Below are 24663 nucleotides of genomic sequence, written 5' to 3' on the forward strand. Positions count from 1 at the left end.
TAAGACCTGCTGATTACAATACTAAGGACTCGCTTTTCTATTGTACAAACAGGGCACTGGCATCTGTAGGTACGAACTTATTTGTGAATTACTCATATGTATAAAATTAATTTTGAATAGTTACTTATCATTTAATATTTTACGATTATGAAAAGAGTTAGTTTAAATCTATTTCTGTTGTTATTCTTTGCGTTGTTTGCAAATGCACAAGAAAGTAAATATAGGAAACCGGTAGTAGTAGTTAATTACTTCAACAAATCTTCAGAAATCAAATCCGGCGACTGCGAACTGGCCAGAAATGCCGTTCTTTCATCCTTATCAAATTATCCTAGATTAAGGGTTATAGATGTGGAAACAGAATCATCAATTGACCAGGAAACAAAACGAAGATTGAAAGAAGAAGCATTGGCAGACGAATTGGCTCGCAGCGGACAAATGAAACAACTTGGCGCTGATTATATTTTGGAAGGCTTTGTATCCAAACTGGAAACACAACGCAAAACAGACTCCGAAGGAAAAGTTTCATATAAAGGTCAGATGGCTTATACCATCAAGGTGGTATCTACAGAAAACGGAACTGTGGCATTTTCAAACAATTACACAGCATCTTCTGGTTCATGCGACACAGAAGCTGAAGCAAGAACTAAAGCATTGAAAGATGCAGCAGTAACCTGCGAGATGATAGAGGCTGTATTCCCGCTGAACGGAATCTTAGTTGATCAGGATTATACAGAGAAGAAAGGAAAAATGAAAACATGTTATGTCACTTTAGGTTCGATACACGGAGTGGTAGAAGGAGTATTTTTGGATGTAAGAAAATCTAAGAATATCGCAAGCAGAACTGTGTATGAAGAAGTTGGCGTACTTAAAGTTGAAAAAGTGTTAGCAGATGATTTGTCTGAATGCTCTGTTGTAAGCAATGGAAAAGAAATATTGGAAGCGACTAAGGAATATACAAAGCTGAAAACAATAAATGAAGAAGCTGCCAAACCATTGCTGGTAAGCTCAAGATGCGACACAGGAAACCTTTTCAAAGATATTATACATATATTTAAATAATGAAACGAATTAGCATTTTATTAAGTGTACTGTTTTTCTGCCACATTTTTACTGTGGCACAATCAGTTAGTGACTGGCAGAAAGTAAAATATATATCAGGAGATGAGAATATTGCAGTATTCACATCCGAAGGAGAAGCGTCAAAAAAGTCAGAAGTGGGAAAAGACGCAAAATGTCGTTTGTTCTACGCTTTGTTCTACAAAGGAGTTATTGGCTTCAACGACACTGAACCTTTAGTTACAAAAGACAACAGACTATATACTGATCCTTTCTTTAACGAATCTCAAAGATACGAATCGTATATCCTTGATATGGAAGGAGCAGATGACACACATAAAGAAAATAGAAAACATCGGGCTACTTGTACCATAACAGTGAGCATGAAACTTCTGAAGAAGTATCTCTCCGAATCAGGCTTGATGGAAAGTGCAGCTCCTGTTTTCGGTGACGAAGGAGGTCCTGTCATGCCAACAATAATGGTAGTACCTTACAAAAAAACAGGAGAAAACTATCAGTCTATCTTGGAAAATGATTTTGACCGTCGAGTAGCTGTTTCCAACGTACAAGATGGATTCCGTTCAAGAAATGTTACAACTTACGATCTTGCAGCTGTAATCCGTTCAACCCAGAAACGTGCCGGCTATGAGAACAACAGTAATGCAGCAGATTCGAATGACAAGCAATTACTCATGTCGTCTGGCGCAGATGTGTACGTAGAAGTAGATATGATTAAAGATAAGAACTCTCAAGGAACACGCGTATCTTTGGTGATGAGAGCTTACGAAACAGCTACTGGCGCTTTGCTTGCCAGCAAGGATGGTTTTACAAGAAGATACCCAAATGCAGGTAGCGATTTATTGGCTAAATATGCTGTTAAAGATCACTTGCAGCCATTCCTGGATGATATTTGTTCTCATTGGGACGGATCAGGAAAGGGTACAAAAGGATCAAATGGAACAAGAGTCGTTCTTCAATTTGCCATTGATGGCAGTTCCGCAACGACTTTCAACGATCCTGCAGGTCCAAACAATTACTCCATCGCAAACATCATCAGACAATGGGTAAGAAAGAATTGTTACAAGGGACAATATCATCTGAAAGGTATAATGGCAGAAAGTATCATTTTCGATTCAGTTACCATGCCTCCTACTGATGCTGATGGATTAGCTATGGATGCAGCACAATTTGCATTTTTACTAGAATCATACCTCAAAGAAGAAATGGGAATTGACTGCTCAAGCCGAAATGATGGAAACAACATTTTGTTTACAATATATTAATAATCTCACTCCTATGAGAAAGTTTATTATAACCCTTAATTTATGGTTGCTGGGCTGCATTTCCATGCTAGCACAGCAACCAGCATGGGTAACATCGCATCCGACGGATGACAATTCTTATATCGGTATCGGGTTTGCTCCATTGAAAGATCCTGATTACATTAAAAAGGCCACGCAAAACGCCCTGAATGATATAGCATTGCAGATTGCCACAAGAATTGAATCAAATTCTTTCATGCATACAGTTGACATAGACGGCAAATCCAGAGAACTGTTTGAGGACAAAATAAAAAGTTCAGTGGTTTCGTATTTGGAAGGCCAGAAACTGGTGGACAGTTATCAAAACGACCGCAATTACTATGTATATTATTCACTGGACAAAGCTACCTACGAAAGCACAATTCAGAAACATAAACGTAATGCTATCAGCACCGGTCTGGATTACTACGACAAAGCCATGCAAGCGCTGGATGCCAACAGCCTGGTTAATGCTGTCCAATTGCTTGGAAAAGGATTGGAAGCTGTTACACCATGGCTGTTCATGGACTTGACCACTACAGTCAACGGTAGTCGTTTCAATGTTCCAGCAGAACTTTACAATGCCTACATACAGGTCTTCGATGGGCTTACTATAACTGTAAATCAATTGAATCTTGAAGGAGAAGCGTTCAAACCAATAAAGACACCTATTGCCGGTTGTCTCTCAAAAAACGGTTCAGTTATACAGAATGTCAAGCTAAAAGCCGAGTTTATTAAAGGTTCGGGAGATATAACCCCTCCGGTAGCAACAGATTATAATGGAACGTCAGAATTCTACGTAACAAACATCACCTCAAAGGCATCAGTCCAGGAAATACGAATTTCCATTGACGATTCCTTTATTGCTGATCTGCCTGTTTCCTACCGACAGCTGATAAAAAATCAGTCATGGCCATCTGCCAAAACCACTATCACGATAGCTCCACAACAGGTTACCGCTTACTTGAATGTAAGTAACAGTGACTTGTCATCATGCGAAAAACAGATAGTATCAATATTGGCCAATCAACACTTCACAATGACCGAAGATCCGGATAACGCCACACTTTTCATCGATTTATCTACGACTTTGGAATTAGGAGGAGTTGTTGCAAGTGATTTATATGATCTCAACGAATGCTTATGTGGACTTGTACTTAAAATATATGATAATAAAAGTACATCACTCCTACTTAATTATGTAGTTGACAGAGTTCGTGTTCTTTCACCTGTAAATAAGACACCGGAACAGACAGAAATGATGTGTGTACGTGAGCTTATGAAGCGAGTTAAACGTGAATTACCCAAAAAAATCAAAGGTTTGGTATTGAACTGATCAGATCTAATATTTTAACCATTTATATTTAACGTCATGAAACTGTATATTTATTCTTTGACATTACTTATGTCAATATCTTTATTCGCCACGTCATGCAAATCAAGCAAGGATATGGCAAAGAAATCTCCTATAAAAACTTATGTACAGCCATGTTATGATTTAGTGCAGTCAGATACAATAATGCGAACTTGGGCTATGGGAAGCTCTGACTCCGAAACAACAGCAAGAAAAAAAGCTACAACCATGGCATATGCAGACTTGGCCGGAATGCTGGAAAAAACAGTAGGTTCCATGGTTGAGGAATACAGCGCAATTTTGTCAGAAGGCAAACAAGCCGCATCCAAAGAACTATTATTGCAGAAGACTGTCACAACCAGCAACCGTGTAGTAAAAGGAGCCAGAATTATTTGTGACCAATGGACCAATGATGAATCTACCGGACAATATACCAACTATATTGTCATGGAAATCTCACCTGAAACATACATACGTATTTTAAGTGATGAGATGAAAAAGGCTGGAAACAGTGTGGACGATGATCTCCTGAAAGAATTATTCATCAAACATATTAATGCAGGAAAGAAATAGTCTTCACAAAATAAAATCCAAGAAACAGGCTGTCTATTTGAGATGGCCTGTTTTTTATGGCATAAATGCCAAATATCCTAATAATGAAAAACAGAATATCCACCAGCCAATATCCCTATAATTACAAAAGCAAACCCAAAATGGATACTAAAAAAATGCCGGTACATACATTATAGCAGTACCGGCAAATACCCAATATTTAAATTAATGAATAATACCAAGCTTTGATGATGATACAAAGTCTATTATCATATCAATATACTCGCTACCAGGAACTTGTTCCTTTATTCTGATCAAGGCATCGTGCTGTGATGTGTTTGCCTTATAAAGAATTCTGTAAGCCTGAGCAATATGCTTAATCAATGTTTCCGGGAAACCTTCATGCTCAAGTACATGAGTGTTTATGCTATAGAATGATATAGGCTCATGGGCAGCAACTATAAAAGGAGGAATATCCTTTGTAAATCTACAACCGCCCTGTACTATCGAATAGCTACCCAAGCGGGTATTTCCCTGCATCAGAACATTCGAAGTAAGTATGGCGCGATCGAAAATCTTACAGTTACCCGATACTTGCGAACCGTTTCCTATAATACACTCATTACCAATCTCAACATCATGCGAGATTCGCACTCCCTGCATAATAAAATTTCCGTTGCCTAACACTGTATCATGTTCAGCATGTGTACCACGTGTTATTACAGCATTCTCACGAATCACATTGTTATCGCCTATCCTGGCAATTGTATCTTCACCAGTATAACAGAAATCCTGTGGCACTGCAGCAATCACAGCTCCCTGATATACAGTATTACCATTTCCCATACGCGTGCCACTCATCAGACTGGCATATGGCATTATCACATTATTGTCGCCTATCTCGACATTCTTGTCGATGTAAGCAAACGGATGTACCGTAACATTGTTACCCAACTTTGCAGAAGGATCAACATAAGCTAAAGGACTAATCATGTGTTTATTGTTTTAAGGTTAATTATTCACGTCCACCACCAAGCGCACTATACAGGTTTATAACAGCCTGAATACGCTGGAAATTATCTGATACTTCAGTCAGTTCTGCACTCAGCAGATTTTGTTGTGCTGTAAGAATCTCAAGATATGTGGCTTCTGCACTCTGGAACAAAGCTTTTGTATATGTCACAGCTTTTTCAAGTTGTTCTACCCTACCACGATCCTCAATAAGTTTCTTTTGAGTAGTTTCATACAGACACAAAGCATTGCTTACCTCCTGCCCTGCTTCAAGAATAGTCTGCTGATAGTTCATGCGGGCTATCTCTTCTTCAGCTTTTGAAACTTTCAGGTTAGCCACCAGTTTACCGTGATTAAAAATAGGCTGTGTCAAAGAAGCCAAAGCCTGGAACATAAACTGTCCCGGATTAGCAACCTGGATACCCGAACCATTTGTCCATCCGGCAGTACCACCAATAGTGATGCTAGGATAGAAAGCTGAACGAGCCTGATTAGTAGTATAGTATGCGCTTGCAAGTGTCATTTCTGCTATTTTCACATCAGGACGGTTTTCCAATAATTGCAATGGCACTCCTGCTGTCAATTCATCAGGCATTACCTGATCAGCTAGTTTACCTCTCTCTATTGTCTGAGGGGCTCTGGCAAGAAGTACAGCCAAAGAATTTTCCGTCTCACGTACCTGGCGTTTCAAGTCGAGCAAAGAAGCTTCAACCTGATGACTTGCGGCACGCATCTGAGTTACAGCTGCTTCATTTACATATCCTGCCAGCTTCATAGCCTCCATAGCACGTACATTCTCTTTGTAGATAGCGGCCGTTTCTGTAGTTATTTCCACCTGACGGTCAAGCATCAGCAATGTATAATATACGTTTGCAATACCACAAATAAGCTGCGAACGTACAGCCTGCTGTGCATACTTACTCTGCAAATACACAGCCTGCTGTCCACGTTTAGCATTAAGTATCTTACCGAAAAGGTCTATTTCCCAGCTCGCTGCTGCAGGCAACTGGTAAGCTTTTGCCATATCACTGCCGCCCATAGTAGTCATAGTACCCTGAGGAGCAAGATTAATGGAAGGCAGATAAGACAGACGAGCTGAAGTAAGCATAACCTTAGCTTCCTCCACACGAAGCACAGCTGCCTGCATATCAACATTGTTTTGCAGTCCTTCTTCAATCAATGCCTGAAGTTTTGAATCCTTAAACACTTCCTTCCAAGCCAAGTTACCCATATTTGTAGTATCTGATACCAATGTATCATTAGCCGCAACAGGGTCTCTATAAATACCGGAAGCATCAATAGTATCAGGACGGTCGTAAGCCTTGTAAATGTGGCAACTGCTCAAAGCAGCAGCTGCACACATTGTCAATATGATTTGTTTCTTCATTATAGTCATAAATTATTTAGTAGTATGAGAATATTGTTCGATTTCCGCTTCAACTTCGCTTTCGTCAAGGCTATCCCATTCGATAGGCTTGAATTTCTCCTGAAGCCACTGGAATATTACGAACAATACCGGAACAATAAATATCTGGAATATCATACCTATCAACATACCACCGATGGCCGATGCACCAAGAGTACGGTTACCGTGAGCACCTACACCCATCGCAAGCATAAGCGGGATAAGTCCGACAATCATCGCGAGTGATGTCATAAGGATAGGACGCAGACGGGCAGAAGCACCAAGCACAGCCGCCCATGCAATACCCATACCCTGCTTACGGCGGTCAAGGGCAAACTCAACGATAAGGATTGCATTCTTAGCCAACAATCCCATAAGCATGATAAGAGCAATCTGCATATAGATGTCGTTTGACATTGTACCAATTATCATCTTTAATGCAGGTATGCTACCCAAAGCACTGAAACCGTTTACGAACAAGAAGCTTCCCAACAAACCGGCAGGAACTGAAAGCAATACGGCCAACGGCAATATATAACTTTCGTATTGGGCACTCAACAGCAAATATACAAAGACGAAACACAGAACGAAGATAATGGCTGTTGTACCACCACTGGTTTCGGCTTCCTCACGGGCCATACCTCCAAGTTCGTAACCGAAACCTGTAGGAAGGTTTTCTTTTGCAACCTCAGCAATAGCCTGAAGTGCCTGACCTGAAGTATAACCTGATGCAGGTGCAACCATCACCTTAATAGAAGTATAAAGGTTGAAACGGCTGATAACGTCAGGTCCGTATATTTTCTTCAAAGATACAAACTGAGTAATAGGAGCCATCTCGTTTCCGTTACGTATTTTTATACGGTTCAATGATTCCATATTCTTCGTAGCTTCCGGAGATGCCTGTATCATTACACGGTACATCTTACCGAAACTGTTGAAGTTTGATGCATACAAACCTCCGAAATATCCCTGCATGGTAAGCAAAATATCCCTTGGACTTATACCTGCTTTCTTACATGCGGCAGCATCAATATCCATCATGTATTGTGGGAAACTTGGGTTAAATGTAGTCTGTGCAGAGTTGATTTCCGGACGTTGCTTCAATGCGTCCATATAGCTATGTACTACATCATTGAACTTGTTCAGATCACCACCAGTTCTATCAAGCATGTTCAACTCGATATCACTTGAAGCCGAATATCCAGGAATCATAGGCGGTGTAAAGAACAATACCTGGGCATCCTTAATGATTTTTTGTGCTCGCATGAATAATGTTCCTACTACAACACTTGAATTTTGCATCAAGGAACGTTCTTCCCAGTCTTTAAGTTTGATAATCACAGAACCGTATGAAGGACCCTGTCCACCGATAAATCCGAAACCGGAAACAATAGTTCTTGAACTTACAGCAGGTTCTGCGGCAATCAGACTATCAACCTTATCCATGATTTCCATTGCTCTTTCCTGTGATGTACCAGGAGGAAGTGTCACTGCACCCATAATAGTACCTGTATCTTCTGTAGGCACCATTCCTGTAGGAGTAGTGTTCATGAAGAATACCAATAATACTATAGAAACAGCTACCAGTCCCATAGAGAACCATTTCTTATGTATAAAGAATACAACACGCTTCTTATAACTGCTCAACAAAGAATCGTATGCAGCATTGAAGGATGTATGGAAACGGTCTATCATAGACATATTCTTCTCGCCATGTTCAGCCTTATGAGGTTTCAAGAATAAAGCGCACAATGCCGGTGACAGAGTCAACGCATTCAATGCTGAGAAACCGATTGAAATAGCCATTGTCAAACCGAACTGACGATAGAAAGTACCGGCAGTACCACCCATGAAACTAACAGGAATGAACACTGACATCATGACAAGTGTAATAGACACGATAGCTCCACCAAGTTCACTCATGGCATCAATAGAAGCCTCTCTTGCCGACTTATATCCCTGGTCAAGTTTAGCGTGTACACCTTCAACCACCACTATGGCATCATCCACCACTATGGCAATAGCCAATACCATGGCAGAAAGAGTAAGCAAATTGACACTAAATCCGATAAGTTTCAAAACGAAGAATGTTGCAATCAAAGCAACCGGAATTGCAATCGCCGGAATAAGTGTTGAACGCATATCCTGCAAGAACACATAAACCACGATAAACACAAGCACGAATGCCTCAATCAAAGTCTTGATTACCTCATGTATTGAAGCGTAAAGGAAGTCGTTGGCATTCTGGGCAATATTGATTTTCAATCCTGTAGGGAGTGATTCCTGTGCCTTGGCAAGAACCTCTTCCAAGTCAGAAATAGTCTGTGTAGCGTTTGTTCCGGCCATCTGGTAAACGATAACAGATACAGCCTTATGTCCGTTAACCCTATTATTAAATGTATAAGCCAGACGTCCAAGCTCTATCTCTGCTATATCACCTAAACGTAAGATTTCACCGTCAGGCAATGCCTTTACAACGATGTTCTCAAATTCCTCTGCTTTCTGCAGACGTCCTTTATACTTAATAGTATATTGGAATGTCTGGTTTCCGCGTTCACCGAACTGTCCCGGTGCAGCTTCGATGTTCTGTTCAGCAAGAACAGCAGAGATATCGGAAGGTACAAGTTTATATTGTGCCATGATATCAGGTTTCAACCAAATACGCATAGAGTAGTCCATACCCAACACATTGGCATCACCCACACCGTTTACACGCTTGATTTCAGGCACGATATTAATGTTGGCATAGTTTTCAATAAACTCTACATTATATTCGTCAGTCTCATCGTAAAGAGAGAAAACCATCAACATTGAGTTCTGGCGCTTTTGTGTTGTAACACCAATCTGTGTAACTTCAGCAGGCAGCAAACCTTGAGCCATTGACACACGGTTCTGTACGTTGACAGCCGCCATATCAGGGTCAGTTCCCTGTTTGAAGTAAACACTGATATCAGCAGAACCGGTATTAGTGGCATTTGATTGAATATACATCATGTTTTCAACACCGTTTATCTGTTCTTCCAAAGGAGCGATAACAGAATTCAACACGGCAGAAGCACTGGCACCTGTATAAGTGGCCCTTACGGACACTGTAGGTGGTGCGATATCCGGATACTGAGTAATAGGCAAAGTTGCCAAACCTATAACACCCAAGATAACCATCAAGATAGAAATCACCGTTGACAGTACCGGACGATTAATAAATTTATCTAGTTTCATTCTTTTATTCTTTTTAAAATCTCATTAAATAAGATTGATATATCTGTTTCTGACCAAGATATGCAATTAATTGAAGGCAGTCTGTATATTACCGTCACGCTGGTCCTGCAAATGTTTCTGATACTTTGCTTCCTTTTCAGCAGTTGTAATAGGTACAATCTTCTGTCCGTCAGTCAAAATCTGAACACCTTCTACCACAATCTGGTCGCCAGCCTTCAAACCGCCTGTCACGATATAATTCTTTCCATCGCTAAGATTTGAGATCTGAATTTCAGTATGTTTCAAAGTGCTGTCCGGCTGCAATACATAAACAAATTTCTTATCCTGTATTTCCTGTGTTGCATACTGTGGTATCAAAATAATATCCTGCATTTCATAAGGGAATATGATATTTGCAGTTCCACCGCTTCGCAAAATATTTCTACTGTTAGGGAATATTGCACGCATACTTACAGAACCTGTAGTCTGGTCAATAACACCACTTACAGCATCAATCTTTCCTGCAGCTTCATAAATTGAACCATCAGCCAATTGAAGTTTTACTTCAGGCATAGCAGCAAGCTGATCCTTCAGTGATTGTTCAGATTTTGTCATTTCCAGCAACTGCTTCTCAGTCATTGAGAAATACACGTACATGTCACCTATTTGTGAAACAGTAGTCAAAGGCTCTTGCACTGAAGGGCTTACCAGACTACCAACCCTGTATGGGAAAGTTCCGATAACACCATCAGACGGACTTGTAACGGTACAGAAGCCCAAATTCTGTTTTGCTGCAGTATATGCAGCTTCAGCCTGTGAATAGTTGGCTTTTGCTGAAAGCAGATTATTCATAGCTGTCTGATACTCAAAATCACTGATGATTTTTTGTTCGTGAAGCATTTTCTTGTTTTCAAGAGTTGAAGTCACAGTTTCAAGGCTCGCCTTAGCAGCTTCCACACCGGCCTTGGCCTGATCGTATGCAGCCTTATACTGTGTAGGATCTATTTGGAATAATGCCTGTCCACGTTTGACTGTAGCACCCTCGTCAACACACAGTTTTACGATAAAACCTGAAACCTGTGGACGGATTTCAATATCCTGAAGACCCTTTATTGTGGCAGGATAAGTTTTTGTCTGATGACTTGAAGTATAAGCCGTTGTCATAACAGCAAATTCATTGTCACCCATCTTCATACCACCCTGGCCACCGCCACAAGCAGTAAGAACAGAAACACCCAACATAGCTATGGCAATACGGCCATTGCTAAAATTCAATTTACTTTTCACGCTCATTTTCATATAAAATTATTATATATTTTTTTCAAATACCTTAGTTCGCCAACTATTTTCCTAAAAACACACGTGCAAAGATATAAAATTCAGACCATCTAAAATTAACAATTAACTAAGAATAACCAATAAATCTGACGATATTAAAATTGTACTAGTGAATATGATTATTAGACAAAAAAAGAAGAGTTTATGAAGAAACAATTTCAGAAAAAGAAAAAACAATTTAGAGATTTTAATTACAAATGAATCCTATATTAGATTTTTATTCATACATTTGCGCATCTTAATAAACAAATAACAACAAAATGTAATAACTTATGGTAAAGATAACAAAAGAAGCCGCCCTGCTTTATCACTCACAGGGCAAACCGGGAAAAATAGAGGTTATTCCCACCAAACCATACCAGACACAACGCGACCTCTCATTGGCATACTCTCCTGGAGTAGCAGAGCCATGTCTTGAAATCCAGAAAAATCAGGAAACAGCATACGACTATACAGCAAAAGGAAATCTTGTTGCCGTAATCTCAAACGGAACAGCCGTACTTGGACTAGGAGATATAGGAGCCATGAGCGGCAAACCAGTAATGGAAGGTAAAGGACTTCTGTTCAAAATATACGCAGGCATTGACGTATTCGATATCGAAGTAAACGAAAAGGATCCTGATAAATTCGTTGAAGCAGTTAAAGCCATCGCACCTACATTTGGCGGTATCAACCTCGAAGACATCAAAGCGCCTGAATGCTTTGAAATAGAAAGACGACTTAAAGAAGAACTCGATATTCCTGTAATGCATGACGACCAGCACGGAACCGCAATCATTTCCAGCGCAGGACTTCTCAACGCCCTTGAAGTAGCAGGCAAGAAGATTGAAGATGTCAAGATTGTAGTAAACGGTGCAGGAGCATCTGCTACATCATGTACAAAACTATATATAGCACTTGGAGCCCGCAAGGAAAATATCCTTATGCTCGACAGTAAGGGAGTTATCACAAGCGACCGTACTAACCTGACAGAAAGCAAGAAATTCTTTGCCACAGACCGTCGTGATGTACACACACTGGAAGAAGCGATAAAAGGAGCCGATGTATTCCTTGGTCTTTCAAAAGGAAACGTACTTTCACAAGACATGATACGCAGCATGGCAGACAATCCTATAGTATTTGCTTTGGCCAATCCAACTCCTGAAATCTCCTACGAAGATGCCATGAGCGCACGTCCGGACGTATTGATGTCAACAGGCCGTTCAGACTATCCAAACCAGATAAACAATGTAATAGGATTCCCATATATTTTCCGTGGAGCCCTCGATACACGCGCCAAAGCCATTAACGAAGAGATGAAACTGGCAGCCGTACGTGCCATAGCAGAACTTGCCAAGAAGCCTGTTCCGGACGTAGTAAACGAAGCATACCACGTGAATAACCTGACATTTGGTCCTGAATACTTCATCCCGAAACCTGTTGACCCACGCCTCATCACAGAAGTATCCATGGCTGTAGCCAAAGCTGCAATGGAGTCCGGTGTCGCACGAAAGAACATTACAGACTGGAACGAATACAAGAACCATCTTCTTGAACTCATGGGACAGGAAAACAAGCTTACACGTAAACTTTACGAAACAGCCCGCAGCTGTCCACAGAGAGTTGTGTTTGCAGAAGGTATTCACCCAAACATGCTTAGAGCAGCAGTCGAAGCCAAGGCAGAAGGTATCTGTAACCCTATCCTTTTAGGAAATACAGAAAGAATCCAGAAACTTGCAAAAGAACTCGACCTCAGTCTTGAAGGCATAGAAATAATAAATCTTCGTCATGACGACGAGGCTGAAAGAAGAGAAAGATACGCCCGTATACTCTGCGAAAAGCGCGCACGCGAAGGTGCCAACTTTGCCGAAGCCAACGACAAGATGTTCGAGCGTAACTACTTTGGTATGATGATGGTAGAAACAGGCGAAGCCGACGCATTCATCACCGGTCTTTACACAAAATACAGCAACACCATCAAGGTAGCCAAAGAAGTGATTGGAATTCAGAAAGGTTACAAACATTTCGGAACAATGCATATCCTTAACTCCAAGAAAGGAACATATTTCATTGCCGATACCCTTATAAACCGTCATCCTGACACAGATACATTGATAGATATAGCACGTCTTTCTGCAAAATCAGTACGTTTCTTCAATCACGAACCGGTAATGGCAATGCTTTCATATTCCAACTTCGGTTCCGACCAGGAAGGAAGTCCTGCAAAAGTACACGATGCAGTATCATATATGCACAAGAACTACCCTGAATTGGCAATAGATGGAGAAATGCAAGTCAAGTTTGCCCTCAACGATGAGCTTCGTGACGAGAAATACCCGTTCACCAAGCTTTTCGGCAAGCAGGTAAATACATTAGTATTCCCTAACCTAAGTTCGGCCAATTCTACATACCAGCTCATACAGAACATGAGCGAGACAGAAGTGATAGGCCCTATCCAGATGGGATTGAACAAACCTATCCATTTCACCGACATCGAAAGCTCTGTCCGTGACATTGTAAATATCACAGCGATAGCATGTATCGATGCAATAGTAGAAAAAAAGAAAAAAGGATGCTAATAAAACGTAGCAAATTTTAGTTCACGAGTTGACAAGGTTCCACATATATAAAAAGAACTCTTGTCAACTCGTTTTTTATTAACCCATCACTAATACATAAATCCATGCGCAAACCACTCACAAACACCCAGTGCGTACTACTCACTCTATTTTGGGCAGCCCTTTGCTTTATAGTCATCACCTCCTCCCCCCGTATCGACGGTCCGCTAATTGTCACCATAATCATATCAGGAGCCCTGGTTTTCATACCAATAGGTAAGTCCATCAACAGTCGGAAGAAATAAACATTTCAACACATTTTACCCTATAAAAGTATGAAAAAGATATTTTTTTGATTTTTTCTTATCAAAATGTTGTATAAACAAAATCTTTGATATATTTTTGCATCATCTGAAAAAGAAACAAATAACAATAAATAGTAACAACCAATTAAATTTAAGGTAAAGATTATGAATGCAGCTAAAGTTTTGGAAGATCTTAAAAGAAGATTTCCTAATGAACCTGAGTATCATCAGGCAGTAGAAGAAGTTTTGGGAACAATCGAAGAAGAATACAACAAACACCCTGAGTTTGATAAAGTAAACCTCATAGAACGTCTATGTATTCCAGATAGAGTATACCAGTTCCGTGTAACATGGATGGACGACAAAGGCAACATCCAGACTAATATGGGTTACCGCGTACAGCACAACAATGTTATCGGCCCTTACAAAGGTGGTATCCGTTTCCACTCTTCAGTAAACCTGTCAATCCTTAAGTTCCTTGCTTTTGAGCAGACATTCAAAAACTCACTTACAACTCTTCCTATGGGTGGTGGTAAAGGTGGTTCAGACTTCTCTCCACGTGGAAAATCAAATGCCGAAGTAATGCGTTTCTGCCAGGCATTCATGCTTGAATTGTGGCGCCACATCGGTCCTGAAACAGACGTTCCAGCAGGCGATATAGGTGTTGGTGGCCGTGAAGTAGGTTACATGTTCGGTATGTATAAGAAACTGGCTCACGAATTTACAGGCGTACTTACAGGTAAAGGTCGCGAATTCGGCGGTTCACTCATCCGTCCTGAAGCAACAGGTTACGGAAACATTTACTTCCTGCTTGAAATGCTTAAGACTCGCAATATCGACATCGCAGGCAAGACATGTCTTGTATCAGGTTCAGGAAACGTAGCTCAGTACACAGTAGAAAAACTTATCCAGTTGGGTGCTAAAGTCGTTACAATGTCCGATTCAGACGGTTACATCTACGATCCAGACGGTATCGACCGCGAAAAGCTCGACTATATCATGGAACTCAAGAACTTGTATCGTGGCCGTATCCGCGAATACGCTGAAAAATACGGTTGCAAATACGTTGCAGGTGCACGTCCATGGAACGAAAAAGCAGATATCGCTCTTCCTTCTGCAACTCAGAATGAAATCAATGGCGACGACGCCAAAGCACTTGTTGCAAACGGTGTATTCGCAGTATCTGAAGGAGCCAACATGCCATCTACTCCAGAAGCAATCCGCGTATTCCAGGAAGCTAAGATACTTTATGCTCCGGGTAAGGCAGCCAATGCAGGTGGTGTATCAGTATCAGGTCTTGAAATGACTCAGAACTCTATCAAGTTGAGCTGGAGCGAAGAAGAAGTAGACGAGAAACTGAAAAGCATCATGAAGAACATCCACGAAGCTTGCGTACAGTACGGTACAGAGCCAGACGGATATATCAACTACGTGAAGGGTGCTAACGTAGCCGGATTCATGAAAGTTGCTAAAGCAATGATGGCTCAGGGTATCGTATAATAATCATAAATCACAAAATCTTATAGATTTAAACTAAGAAATAAATAATCTCCTGCTTTTAGCCCATATAGAAATAAATAAAGGCTAAAGCAGGAGATTTTTATATAAGGAAATCAAAGTAAATTTGTTTTCCATTCACTGATTGTACCAGTTTCAGAAGAAAAGCTTGCACCTACCTTGTAAACTTTACGTGTATCAGAAGAATACTCAAGAGCATATCCCTTTTGTTCTATCTGCAGCAAAGCCTCATCAGCCGTACCGTCTAACTTAAACTCAAATATGTAAACATAATTAGGAGTCTCTATAATACAATCCACCCTACCATGGCTCTGTACTTTTTCTATATATACTGTATACACACTTATCAGACGAAGTATTAAATAAAACGTATACTGAAAGTAACGCTCACGTTCCACCTCATTATTCTTACGGCGCATAGTATAAGGAATGCCAGAAAGAAAAGAAGTAAACAATGTACATAATCTATCAACATTACCAGAGCGCAAAGTACGGACAACATCACGAACCCATCCACCAGTATCATCTGATGGATTAAGATAAGACGAAGCCAATGCTATGAGAAAACCATTCCTAACCTCATTATTTGGAAAATCAAGAAGGAAAGTATTAAAATCCATATCATAGTCCTTAATAGTAAGGTATCCGCTTTGATATATCATAGGTAGAGGAAGTTCCACATCTGCTTTATAATCTATAAATTGTTCCGGACTATAATACCTGCCTATTAACTCATTTATATTCTCCTTAAAATGAGCTAATAAACGAATAAGATATGTCGGAGTTCCAGAGCTGAACCAATAGTCACGTATGCTTTTTTTATTAAAAGCATTAAGCAAACTAAACGGATTATATACATCTGTCAGTTTCTCACTGAAATGATAACCATCATATTGTCCTTTAAGCCTTTGCATCATTTCTTCTTCAGTACAATGGTAAATTTTGGCCATATCACTTATAGGCTCAGTAAAATAGAACTGTAATTCCTCCTGAGTTACTCCACACAGCGTCTCATAACGAGTATCCATACTAATATCATCCGGCTGATTAAAGCCACTGAAAATACTAACCTGAGAAAATTTCGTTACACCAGTCAGAAGCACAAACTGCAGATGGCTGTCTGCTACTTTAAAAACAGAATAAAAAGCTTTCAGAATATTACGGTGAGAATCTTCTAAAGAAGCATCAACATCAAGCACATCCAATATAGGCTTATCATATTCATCTATAAGAACCACAGCACGACGCCCAGTCTGTTCGTGAGCTGCACGAAGTACCTCAGAAAAACGATCCCCAACACCTAATTCTGTTTCATTATTCAAAAGTCCATAATGTTTTTCCCATTCCGAAACTTGAAACTTGATTTTCTTTTCCAACTCACCTGGTATAGTAAAATTAGATCCATTGAAGTCCACATGAAAAACCGGATATACATTCCAGTTTTTTTCCATATAGTCAATCTTTAACCCCTTAAACAAATCCTTATTACCCAAATAATAGTTTTTTAATGTAGAAATTAGAAGACTCTTTCCAAAACGACGTGGACGGCTCAAAAAATAAATTTTTCCTTCATGCGTTAGTTTATATACCAAATCAGTCTTGTCGATATAGACATAACCATCTTCTATTATCTGCTCAAAACTCTGGATTCCTATAGGGTACTTCATGTTGTTCAATTATAAATTAAGAATTAATATTGATATATTTTTGACATCACCCAACACTATTGATACGTTTGGAACAAAAATACTAAAATAGACAGAAAAACACAAAAACAATATATTTTATTCTTCCGATACAAGTTAAATTAGCCTTTGCGATAACCTACCAAACTTTCCCGACATATTATATACAAAAACACACATTTCTCTGAAGTTTACTATAGTTAATGCAGATTTTTCACTTTCACATCATTCTCTTTCCCATCGGTGCAAGCCACATCCAAACTTATAAAACTTCCGCCACGAGAAATTTAAAAATGGTAACGAAAACAGTTTTGTGTACATCCTTCATTGACTTTAATCTTCAAAAGGATATAATTATACAACAAAAGCAGGAATTTCTTCCTGCTTTTGAGATTCTATTTTCTTATTAATTATAATTACTATTATCATGCATACGGATTAATACTTTCAGTAAGTATTACTTCTTCAGATAAAGTTCCATCTACAATAATTCCAAGAGTAACTGTAGAGTTAGTACTATCACCATCTATTTTTACAGAGAATTTATAACTCTTCGATGGTTCCATACTTAATGTATCAGTATAAGGTTGGTAAGGAGAAGGCAATGTAACTGTATATGACAATTCACGAGTTCCACTTACATTGAAATATGCCGTCTTGAATTTATAATTTGTTTCATCAAACTTAAAAGTACGGCTACTTGCATCAGTAGCATAAATATCAATAGAATAATTGTCGAAAGAACTCACTATGTAATCACTGAAATCTACACTCACCGATGAATTAGCCAAACCACAGTTCACTGTCACTGTATTTGTTTCATTAGCAACAACAGTAAAAGACTTTTCTCCGTACACACGTGCCTGTCCCCAATTGCCATTCTTACTTTCGGCTTCTGCTTCTGTACAGTTTTCCGCTTTCAGCAAATAATTCGGACCTGCTGAGCAACTAATAGTAGTCCCGGCAATATCTTTATATTTCCGATCGGTAAATATTGGTGTTTCACCCCTACTAAGACTTACACTAAATTCATTTACATCTAAATTAAGCGATGCTCTTGTAGTGATTTCCACTTCAGTGGTATCTACCAAAGAGAAACGTATCTCTCCAGTCTCATTAGAGAGTACCGGGCTGTCATCATTCGAACAAGCTGAGAATGATAGTACTCCTGTTAGAAAGAGTATATATAGTATTTTTTTATTCATAATTATAATTTATCGATATAAAACTTCCAAAGATTTAAAAGTCAACCAGTTATCAACCCAATTACGTTCAGCAGCTGAATTATGGGATAAACAAATCATATAATTATTTCCAATAGTCGAATCATCAGATATTATTGTAAACTTATCATCTTTAGGATTTTGATTTGAGTTAATTCTTTTGATTGTTGTAGTTTTATCTTTAGCACAATTATCCGTATTATTACTTACTCCTGTATAAATATCAATAGAAGGATTTCCTACACCACCTGTAAAATAAGCAACTTTTATTGAATATCTAATGTCAACATTTTCAGGATTTTTAAAAGCTGGTGAGAAAACATAATTATTGTATTTTATATTTGTACTAAATGCTCCACTATACTGAAATAATATAAATCCATGATCATCCCAAAACTCCCCATTACCAACACAAATCCAAGGATTGACAGCATCGTCAAAAGGAGATTTATTTGTATAATCACCTTTGTATGGTACTCCTGTAACATCACATTTTAAAGAAGAGATATCATTACCACCATCAAACAAAGCCATAACAGTTAACGTACGTTTGCCCCATTTGAGATTTTCAAATACTGGTGATTCTTCAGTTGTACTCTCTCCAGTATCCAGAGAATATGTAAGACTTAATAAGTTTGCATATTTTTCATTACTCAATATTTCATGTGATATAGATGTCGTAGCTGTTATATTAAATATACCAGATCCATCTGTTTCATTTGCAGCAGCTGCACCTTGTAAATTATAAACAGAATAACTTGTTTGAGCCGAAGCAACGACATCAAATACAGGTATTGGCATTGAAACTATTTTTGCTTCGGTATTTTCCTCACTTACCTTCTCACCATTAATAATATAACTATATCTTAATGTATAATCTCCCTGAGGTAAATAAGGCCAATTATTCTCAACCAACATTTCACCAACACTATTAAAATCATTAGTACTATAGCTACGTACCAATTCACCCTCAGCATTCTCAAGAGTTACGTTTAATTCTGAAATCAATGAAACAGGTACTCCTGATAAATCTCCAAATGTTAGAGATACTTTTGTACCATTCAACTCACCTGAATCATTAGTAGTATGTTCAGCTACAGCATTTAAACCAAATGAAAATACAGGTATATCAGGATCACATTGAATAAGATATTTAGTGCAGGCAACAGCCTGTGAAATAACAGTCCACTCATGAGATTTTTCATTACCCAATATATTAGTACCTTCAAACACTGCACTTACCGACGTACCAGCTTTTGCGAACAAATACCCATCTGAATTTGTATTATCAGCAAGTTTCAAAGATATCTCCCCTACCTTAAGAGTCAGAGTCCATTCTGAATAATGATTTTGCAGACTTTCACTTACAGAAGGAGTAAACATCGAATTGGCTAAAATAGCATTCACTTCTGTCTCTGTTGGTTGTCCAGGATTAATCTGAACTGTTGACGAACCATAAAAATAAGGTTTATCCTGTAGATCATTATTATCTCCACTATAAGCTATTACTGAATACGAACCTGCCATCAATTCAATATCTTCCGTAATTTCTGTATATGGTTTTGGAAATCCATCAACAGATTTTCCATTCATCTTTATATCAACCATAAAATCAGAAGTTTCAGGTATAAGCTCTTCCGGAAGTGAACCCGCATCTGCCCTAGAAGTAGATGAAAGTTCTACGTTCACACTTCCCAAAGCAAGACGCAAATAACCTGTTCCGTTTCCACTTTCCTGATTAAAAGTTTCATCGGAACATCCCACCATCATTAAGCAAAGGGAAGCAAAAGCCATTACATATAGTATTACCTTATTCATATATATACTTAATAAATTCTTATTCATAAACCAGTTCCATTTCATCTAACCATAACTTACTACCTTCTCCACCTGTGAAGTAATCACCATATTTACTTGCAGAAGCAACAACCACAATATACTTTGGGGTTCTGTTATTATATTTATAATTCAATATAATATCCTTTTGCTGGTACGATGAAGTAGTAGAGCCTTGAATATATTCTCCATAAGCTATTACTTTAGAATCATTCTTGTCAAAAAGCTGCCTTTCTGCAGGACGGGTTCTAATCTCTAACGGTTCATCCCAATCCGTCAACGCAATATAAATATGGCATGAATCAGGTCGACCTTTTAAGTATTGGAAAGCATCATCCCCCACCTTATCTATTGTATTTGAAGTATATTTATAATTAAACCTCAATTTGGAGGGAAAGGCTGAGAATGGTCTACCAAAACTCAAAACACCATTCGTACCTACAGTCTTAACATAACTTCCAGTAAACAAGTTTCCAGCAGCAAACTTTAATACCAGATATTTAGATTCTAATGAAGCTGCTTTTCCACTACCGTTACATGTTTCATCGGTAGGGATAGAATTACTGTCACTAATAGTTGTTGCACCCTTATTTCCAGTATCCCAAAAAGACTGTCCTCCCTCCTCCCAAGGATTCCAAAGTTTATCAACATTATGCCAATTATCTAAACTTCCATTTTCCAATGGAGTTGCAGGAGTTGTATCAAACGATGCAGACGACATTTCTTTTCCATCAACACTAACCTTAATGTCATACTGTGTATCAGGACTAAGTTGTGATACAGTTGCTGAAAAAGATGTTCCACTGACATTTACATCAGATTGTGAAACAGTGGTCCAGTCGCTCTCAGAGTTTTTTTTTATCTCTATTACAGGTTTTTTTCCACTCTGTACACTCCCCGAAATATCAGCAGAAGTAGTTCTGGCGAAAGTATTCAATTCAGAACTTCCAGCACCATCTGAATGGTATACATAAACTGTCCATTTTCGGCTTACCTCTTCCCAAGCATAAGTTGCAAAAAAAGTTTTAGGTTCCGAAAAATCGAAATATTCATCCTTTGTTGGATCAGGATAAACCGAACCGTTCTTACCTGCCAAATCGAATGTTGTGACTTTTATTTTACTTAAATCCTGTTCCTCAGCAACATATATAATGACATTAAAATTAATTTCATCAATTATAGCATTTCCTATCTGATTTTCTACAACTATATTTCTCTCAATATATTGCTGAACATTAATAGTCCATTCGTAATCTTGGTAAGTTTTCAGAGTAAGCTTAACAGGACTGGAGAAATTAACACGTGTATCAGCAGAAACCATCAAATCATCTAGTGTTTCAAACCCGGAAGTTGGAAATTTAGAATAATTGTTACATACTGTTGAATCAATAGAGATTACTGCATCATTACTTACAGTAAGTTTAGTAATTCGTAATTTGGTTATGTCTACAGCATCGTCAACTACTATACTTACTGTACGTTTGGTCTTATCAATTATAGCCTTTGAATCCGAACTTCCCTGCGCTGCTGTCTGCCCTTCAACTTCAATATCTGTAATATAACCTTCAGATATGGGATATGGAATATCATTTTCAATAGCACAAGAATAAAAGAAAAATACAGAAAATATAAAATATAAAACTTTATTAAGCATAAATATAAAGAATTTTGTCTCGTTTTATATATAAGAATATTACAAATAGAAAGTCATACCGATATTAATAGAGAACAGATTAATCTTAAAATTTCCAGATGAAGTTCTGCGCATACCAGTCTCTATCTGATTAGTCTTCTGATTCTGCCATTTAAAATTATATCCCATAACACCAACAGATACTTCAACAGCCGACCAATCCGTAACAAATGCTGTAAGACCTGGAGCTATACCAATCTGCAAATTATGAGAAGTTTCGAATGTACCATCATATTCTGTTCCAGATCCAGTAGAGTTTTTACCTACTCCATATCCGTATGTCAGTCTGACTTCATTAAACAAACCGAAAATCTTACTTCTTCCTATCGGCATATATGTTCTCAAGAACCCAGAAACTTCATACTGATGTTCAAGATAATACAAATCCTTTAAACTGATATTAAAATCTTCACCAAGATTCAGTTCAAAATTAGCCATATCAAGATATGTACGGTTATACCCGAAACGAAAACCTGCCGATACATTATCTTTAAAGAAATATCCTATATATGGACTTACATTAAATGTATAACCTAATCCTTCTACATTTTTTATAACTAAAAAATTAAGATTGTTTTCCTCATGCTCTGAGTAAGAAACTGTTCCTCCAGCCATCCATTGTCCTTTTGGAATAAAAACAGACTGCATAATTCCACGGTCAATCCTCTGAGGACGGACACGTTTTTTATGAAAGGACGAAGGTATATCTTCCGATAGTTCGTATTGATTTGAAGCTTGTGTAAAACTATTTGTTATACTATCTAATTTATCAGACAAGAAGAATTTTGGTTCTAAAGCATTTAATTCATTATAAAAATAAAATAGACCTAAAATCAGAATTATTTTTCTTACCATATATAATATACAACTATAACCGATACCGCTTATTTTATTACAAGCGATATCGGTTTTTCATTTTATAAAATCTTATTATTTAAATGCAGGAACGTCATAAACTAATTCCATATCATCAATATACATTGTACTTCCTGTACTTCCTGTAAAATAATCACCATATTTACTTGAAGAGCAAACAATAATCAAATAATACTGATCTAAAGGTGTTTTATCCTTATATGTTAATTCTACATTAAACTCCTTCCATTCACCATTAGTTGAAACAGCTTCGGAATCAGGTAAAGAACCATATGCAATAATATTAGGATCATTTTCAAAATCAAAAAATGTAGATACCTGAGTATTATCCAATTGATGTGGCTGTTTTGCTATAGCCATATATATCGAGCACAAATCATCCGTTCCTTTTTCAGCGACACCTTCCGGTGTATTATCTCCACGATAGTCAATCTTGCCATTAGTATAATGGAACCATCCTCTTAATGCAGAAGGACGTGAAGTAAATGGTTGACCAAAATCAATCTTTGCACCATTTATACCAACCAAACTATTAAATTTACCGGTATAAAGACTAGCTGCAGCAAATTTTCCTATACCAAAAGCAGAAGCATACTGAGATTTCAACTCTGCCGACTGGCCACCAGAAGTGTGTACAGTAGTACTATTTCCCTGAGTTGGGTTTTTATTTACCAATGCACCAGCACCTGTAGTTGTGCCAGGATTACTTGAATCCCAAAATGAACCATTAGAAGAATAGTCAGCCTCAGAAACCGGATACCATGTTTTGTCACTCTTGTACCAGTCATCCATATTGCCATTTGGCAATACAGCTGCCGATTCTGTTGTGAAAGTATTTGAATCACTTGTATAAGTATTATCTTCACTCTGATAAGACATTCTGCATTCATATGATGTAGAAGGTGTTAAGTTATCAAGCTGAGCTGAATATGAATTTTCAGAGAAATCAGCAGCTACTTTTGTCCATTCAGATTCAGATGCTTTCTTATATTCAAAGAACATCTTAGAATTATCAAGTACTTCATCTTGAGTAACAACACTACCCGAAACTAAAGCGAAATTACTCCAAGCATTTACATTATCAACAAACAGACTTGTTTTGCCTGAAGTAGCAACATTAAATGTAAATGTATATATAGTTTCAGTTCCATCAACAGAGACGTTTACCCCACCGATATTACCATTGTCAGTTTCAGCTAACTTAAAGTTCAATATGTAGAATTTTCTGGCTTTTACACCATTTATCGGTGTATCACTTGAGTATGTTTCACCAGAATTATTTACAACAGTAATTTTAGCATTTAAATCTGCTACAGGAAAATATGCCTCCTCATTATCCTGTCCCATTTCAAAGTTCTGTGAGTCAACACCCTGTTTTACTGATGATACTAATACATTTGCAGATTTAAAGACTTCAGCAAACTTTTCATCAAAATTTACCATTACCTTTACATTGGCCAAAGTACATTCAATGTTAGCAGTAACTTCTTTTGATTTTTGAACCTGAATTGATGTAGATCCATAATAATAAGGAATATTTCTTCCTGATTCACTACCGTCAAACCCATAAGAAGATGCTTCAATGGTATAAGTATCTGGAGCTAAAGCTATTTGCTGACCAGACAATTCACTATAATCATCTACACTTTTTACAGTTTCTCCTTTACTGTTTTTTATCTTTACAGCTAATTGTTTTGGATTATACTCATCAATAATTCTACTGTTTACATCAACATAAGAATTTGACTCTACATCAATACGAAGAAATCCTATAT

Annotated in this window: 16 protein-coding genes; 6 read left to right on the top strand and 10 right to left on the bottom strand. The window is 38.1% G+C overall.

Annotated features, from left to right (window positions below):
• Positions 1-147 precede the first annotated feature (147 nt).
• Genes I6E24_RS08085 through I6E24_RS08100 form a run of 4 tightly spaced genes read left to right on the top strand, consistent with a single transcriptional unit; the run spans position 148 to position 4284 of the window.
• On the top strand, positions 148-1059 hold the full coding sequence (locus I6E24_RS08085; RefSeq protein ID WP_235327714.1) for a penicillin-binding protein activator LpoB: 912 nt from the start codon (positions 148-150) through the stop codon (positions 1057-1059).
• Complete coding sequence (locus I6E24_RS08090; protein ID WP_235327716.1) at positions 1059-2339, top strand: DUF6175 family protein; 1281 nt, start codon at positions 1059-1061, stop codon at positions 2337-2339. Before I6E24_RS08085 ends, I6E24_RS08090 begins: the two co-directional genes overlap by 1 nt.
• 13 nt (positions 2340-2352) lie before the next feature.
• Positions 2353-3693, top strand: a complete 1341-nt coding sequence (locus I6E24_RS08095) for an LPP20 family lipoprotein (RefSeq protein ID WP_235327718.1) — start codon at positions 2353-2355, stop codon at positions 3691-3693.
• 36 nt (positions 3694-3729) lie between these two features.
• On the top strand, positions 3730-4284 hold the full coding sequence (locus I6E24_RS08100; RefSeq protein ID WP_235327720.1) for a hypothetical protein: 555 nt from the start codon (positions 3730-3732) through the stop codon (positions 4282-4284).
• Positions 4285-4488: 204 nt separating this feature from the next.
• Here I6E24_RS08100 and lpxA read toward each other — a convergent pair whose 3' ends face one another.
• The 4 genes from lpxA to I6E24_RS08120 all read right to left on the bottom strand — a co-directional run bounded on the left by lpxA (position 4489) and on the right by I6E24_RS08120 (position 11176).
• Positions 4489-5256 carry an acyl-ACP--UDP-N-acetylglucosamine O-acyltransferase gene (gene lpxA, locus I6E24_RS08105; RefSeq protein ID WP_235327722.1) on the bottom strand — a complete coding sequence of 256 codons (768 nt, stop codon included), beginning with the start codon at positions 5254-5256 and terminating at the stop codon, positions 4489-4491.
• A 22-nt stretch (positions 5257-5278) separates the two neighbouring features.
• Positions 5279-6661 carry a TolC family protein gene (locus tag I6E24_RS08110; RefSeq protein WP_394800381.1) on the bottom strand — a complete coding sequence of 461 codons (1383 nt, stop codon included), beginning with the start codon at positions 6659-6661 and terminating at the stop codon, positions 5279-5281.
• Positions 6662-6673: 12 nt separating this feature from the next.
• Positions 6674-9898, bottom strand: a complete 3225-nt coding sequence (locus tag I6E24_RS08115) for an efflux RND transporter permease subunit (RefSeq protein ID WP_235327726.1) — start codon at positions 9896-9898, stop codon at positions 6674-6676.
• Between the two features lie 66 nt (positions 9899-9964).
• Positions 9965-11176, bottom strand: a complete 1212-nt coding sequence (locus tag I6E24_RS08120; RefSeq protein WP_154044379.1) for an efflux RND transporter periplasmic adaptor subunit — start codon at positions 11174-11176, stop codon at positions 9965-9967.
• 311 nt (positions 11177-11487) lie between these two features.
• Here I6E24_RS08120 and I6E24_RS08125 point away from each other — a divergent pair, with 311 nt between their 5' ends.
• Together I6E24_RS08125 and I6E24_RS08135 are read left to right on the top strand one after the other, a co-directional pair.
• Positions 11488-13773: an NADP-dependent malic enzyme gene (locus tag I6E24_RS08125; protein ID WP_235327728.1), complete on the top strand. Its 2286-nt coding sequence runs from the start codon at positions 11488-11490 to the stop codon at positions 13771-13773.
• A 449-nt stretch (positions 13774-14222) separates the two neighbouring features.
• Positions 14223-15557, top strand: coding sequence for an NADP-specific glutamate dehydrogenase (locus I6E24_RS08135; protein WP_235327732.1), 1335 nt, complete (start codon positions 14223-14225; stop codon positions 15555-15557).
• 113 nt (positions 15558-15670) lie between these two features.
• Here the strand turns inward: I6E24_RS08135 and I6E24_RS08140 are convergent, their stop codons facing one another.
• From I6E24_RS08140 to I6E24_RS08165, 6 genes are all read right to left on the bottom strand, one after another.
• On the bottom strand, positions 15671-17242 hold the full coding sequence (locus I6E24_RS08140) for an ATP-binding protein (protein ID WP_235327734.1): 1572 nt from the start codon (positions 17240-17242) through the stop codon (positions 15671-15673).
• A 443-nt stretch (positions 17243-17685) separates the two neighbouring features.
• Positions 17686-18465, bottom strand: coding sequence for a DUF4493 domain-containing protein (locus I6E24_RS08145; protein ID WP_262911909.1), 780 nt, complete (start codon positions 18463-18465; stop codon positions 17686-17688).
• A 9-nt stretch (positions 18466-18474) separates the two neighbouring features.
• On the bottom strand, positions 18475-20301 hold the full coding sequence (locus tag I6E24_RS08150) for a DUF4493 domain-containing protein (RefSeq protein WP_235327738.1): 1827 nt from the start codon (positions 20299-20301) through the stop codon (positions 18475-18477).
• 19 nt (positions 20302-20320) lie between these two features.
• Complete coding sequence (locus tag I6E24_RS08155) at positions 20321-21973, bottom strand: PCMD domain-containing protein (RefSeq protein WP_235327740.1); 1653 nt, start codon at positions 21971-21973, stop codon at positions 20321-20323.
• 39 nt (positions 21974-22012) lie between these two features.
• Positions 22013-22717 (bottom strand): hypothetical protein, encoded by a 705-nt coding sequence (locus I6E24_RS08160; RefSeq protein WP_235327744.1) that lies wholly within the window; start codon positions 22715-22717, stop codon positions 22013-22015.
• A gap of 225 nt (positions 22718-22942) precedes the next feature.
• On the bottom strand, positions 22943-24663 hold a 1721-nt coding region (locus I6E24_RS08165; RefSeq protein ID WP_235327742.1), incomplete at its 5' end, for a PCMD domain-containing protein.

It is taken from the genome of Bacteroides caecigallinarum (assembly GCF_021530995.1).
GTDB classification, from domain to species: Bacteria; Bacteroidota; Bacteroidia; order Bacteroidales; family Bacteroidaceae; genus Phocaeicola; species Phocaeicola faecigallinarum.

Excerpts from the sequence above, each read along its gene's own strand:
- I6E24_RS08085 (WP_235327714.1), top strand. The coding sequence starts at position 148 with ATGAAAAGAGTTAGTTTAAATCTATTTCTGTTGTTATTCTTTGCGTTG.
- I6E24_RS08090 (WP_235327716.1), top strand. The coding sequence starts at position 1,059 with ATGAAACGAATTAGCATTTTATTAAGTGTACTGTTTTTCTGCCACATT.
- I6E24_RS08095 (WP_235327718.1), top strand. The coding sequence starts at position 2,353 with ATGAGAAAGTTTATTATAACCCTTAATTTATGGTTGCTGGGCTGCATT.
- I6E24_RS08100 (WP_235327720.1), top strand. The coding sequence starts at position 3,730 with ATGAAACTGTATATTTATTCTTTGACATTACTTATGTCAATATCTTTA.
- lpxA (WP_235327722.1), bottom strand. The coding sequence starts at position 5,256 with ATGATTAGTCCTTTAGCTTATGTTGATCCTTCTGCAAAGTTGGGTAAC.
- I6E24_RS08110 (WP_394800381.1), bottom strand. The coding sequence starts at position 6,661 with ATGAAGAAACAAATCATATTGACAATGTGTGCAGCTGCTGCTTTGAGC.
- I6E24_RS08115 (WP_235327726.1), bottom strand. The coding sequence starts at position 9,898 with ATGAAACTAGATAAATTTATTAATCGTCCGGTACTGTCAACGGTGATT.
- I6E24_RS08120 (WP_154044379.1), bottom strand. The coding sequence starts at position 11,176 with ATGAAAATGAGCGTGAAAAGTAAATTGAATTTTAGCAATGGCCGTATT.
- I6E24_RS08125 (WP_235327728.1), top strand. The coding sequence starts at position 11,488 with ATGGTAAAGATAACAAAAGAAGCCGCCCTGCTTTATCACTCACAGGGC.
- I6E24_RS08135 (WP_235327732.1), top strand. The coding sequence starts at position 14,223 with ATGAATGCAGCTAAAGTTTTGGAAGATCTTAAAAGAAGATTTCCTAAT.
- I6E24_RS08140 (WP_235327734.1), bottom strand. The coding sequence starts at position 17,242 with ATGAAGTACCCTATAGGAATCCAGAGTTTTGAGCAGATAATAGAAGAT.
- I6E24_RS08145 (WP_262911909.1), bottom strand. The coding sequence starts at position 18,465 with ATGAATAAAAAAATACTATATATACTCTTTCTAACAGGAGTACTATCA.
- I6E24_RS08150 (WP_235327738.1), bottom strand. The coding sequence starts at position 20,301 with ATGAATAAGGTAATACTATATGTAATGGCTTTTGCTTCCCTTTGCTTA.
- I6E24_RS08155 (WP_235327740.1), bottom strand. The coding sequence starts at position 21,973 with ATGCTTAATAAAGTTTTATATTTTATATTTTCTGTATTTTTCTTTTAT.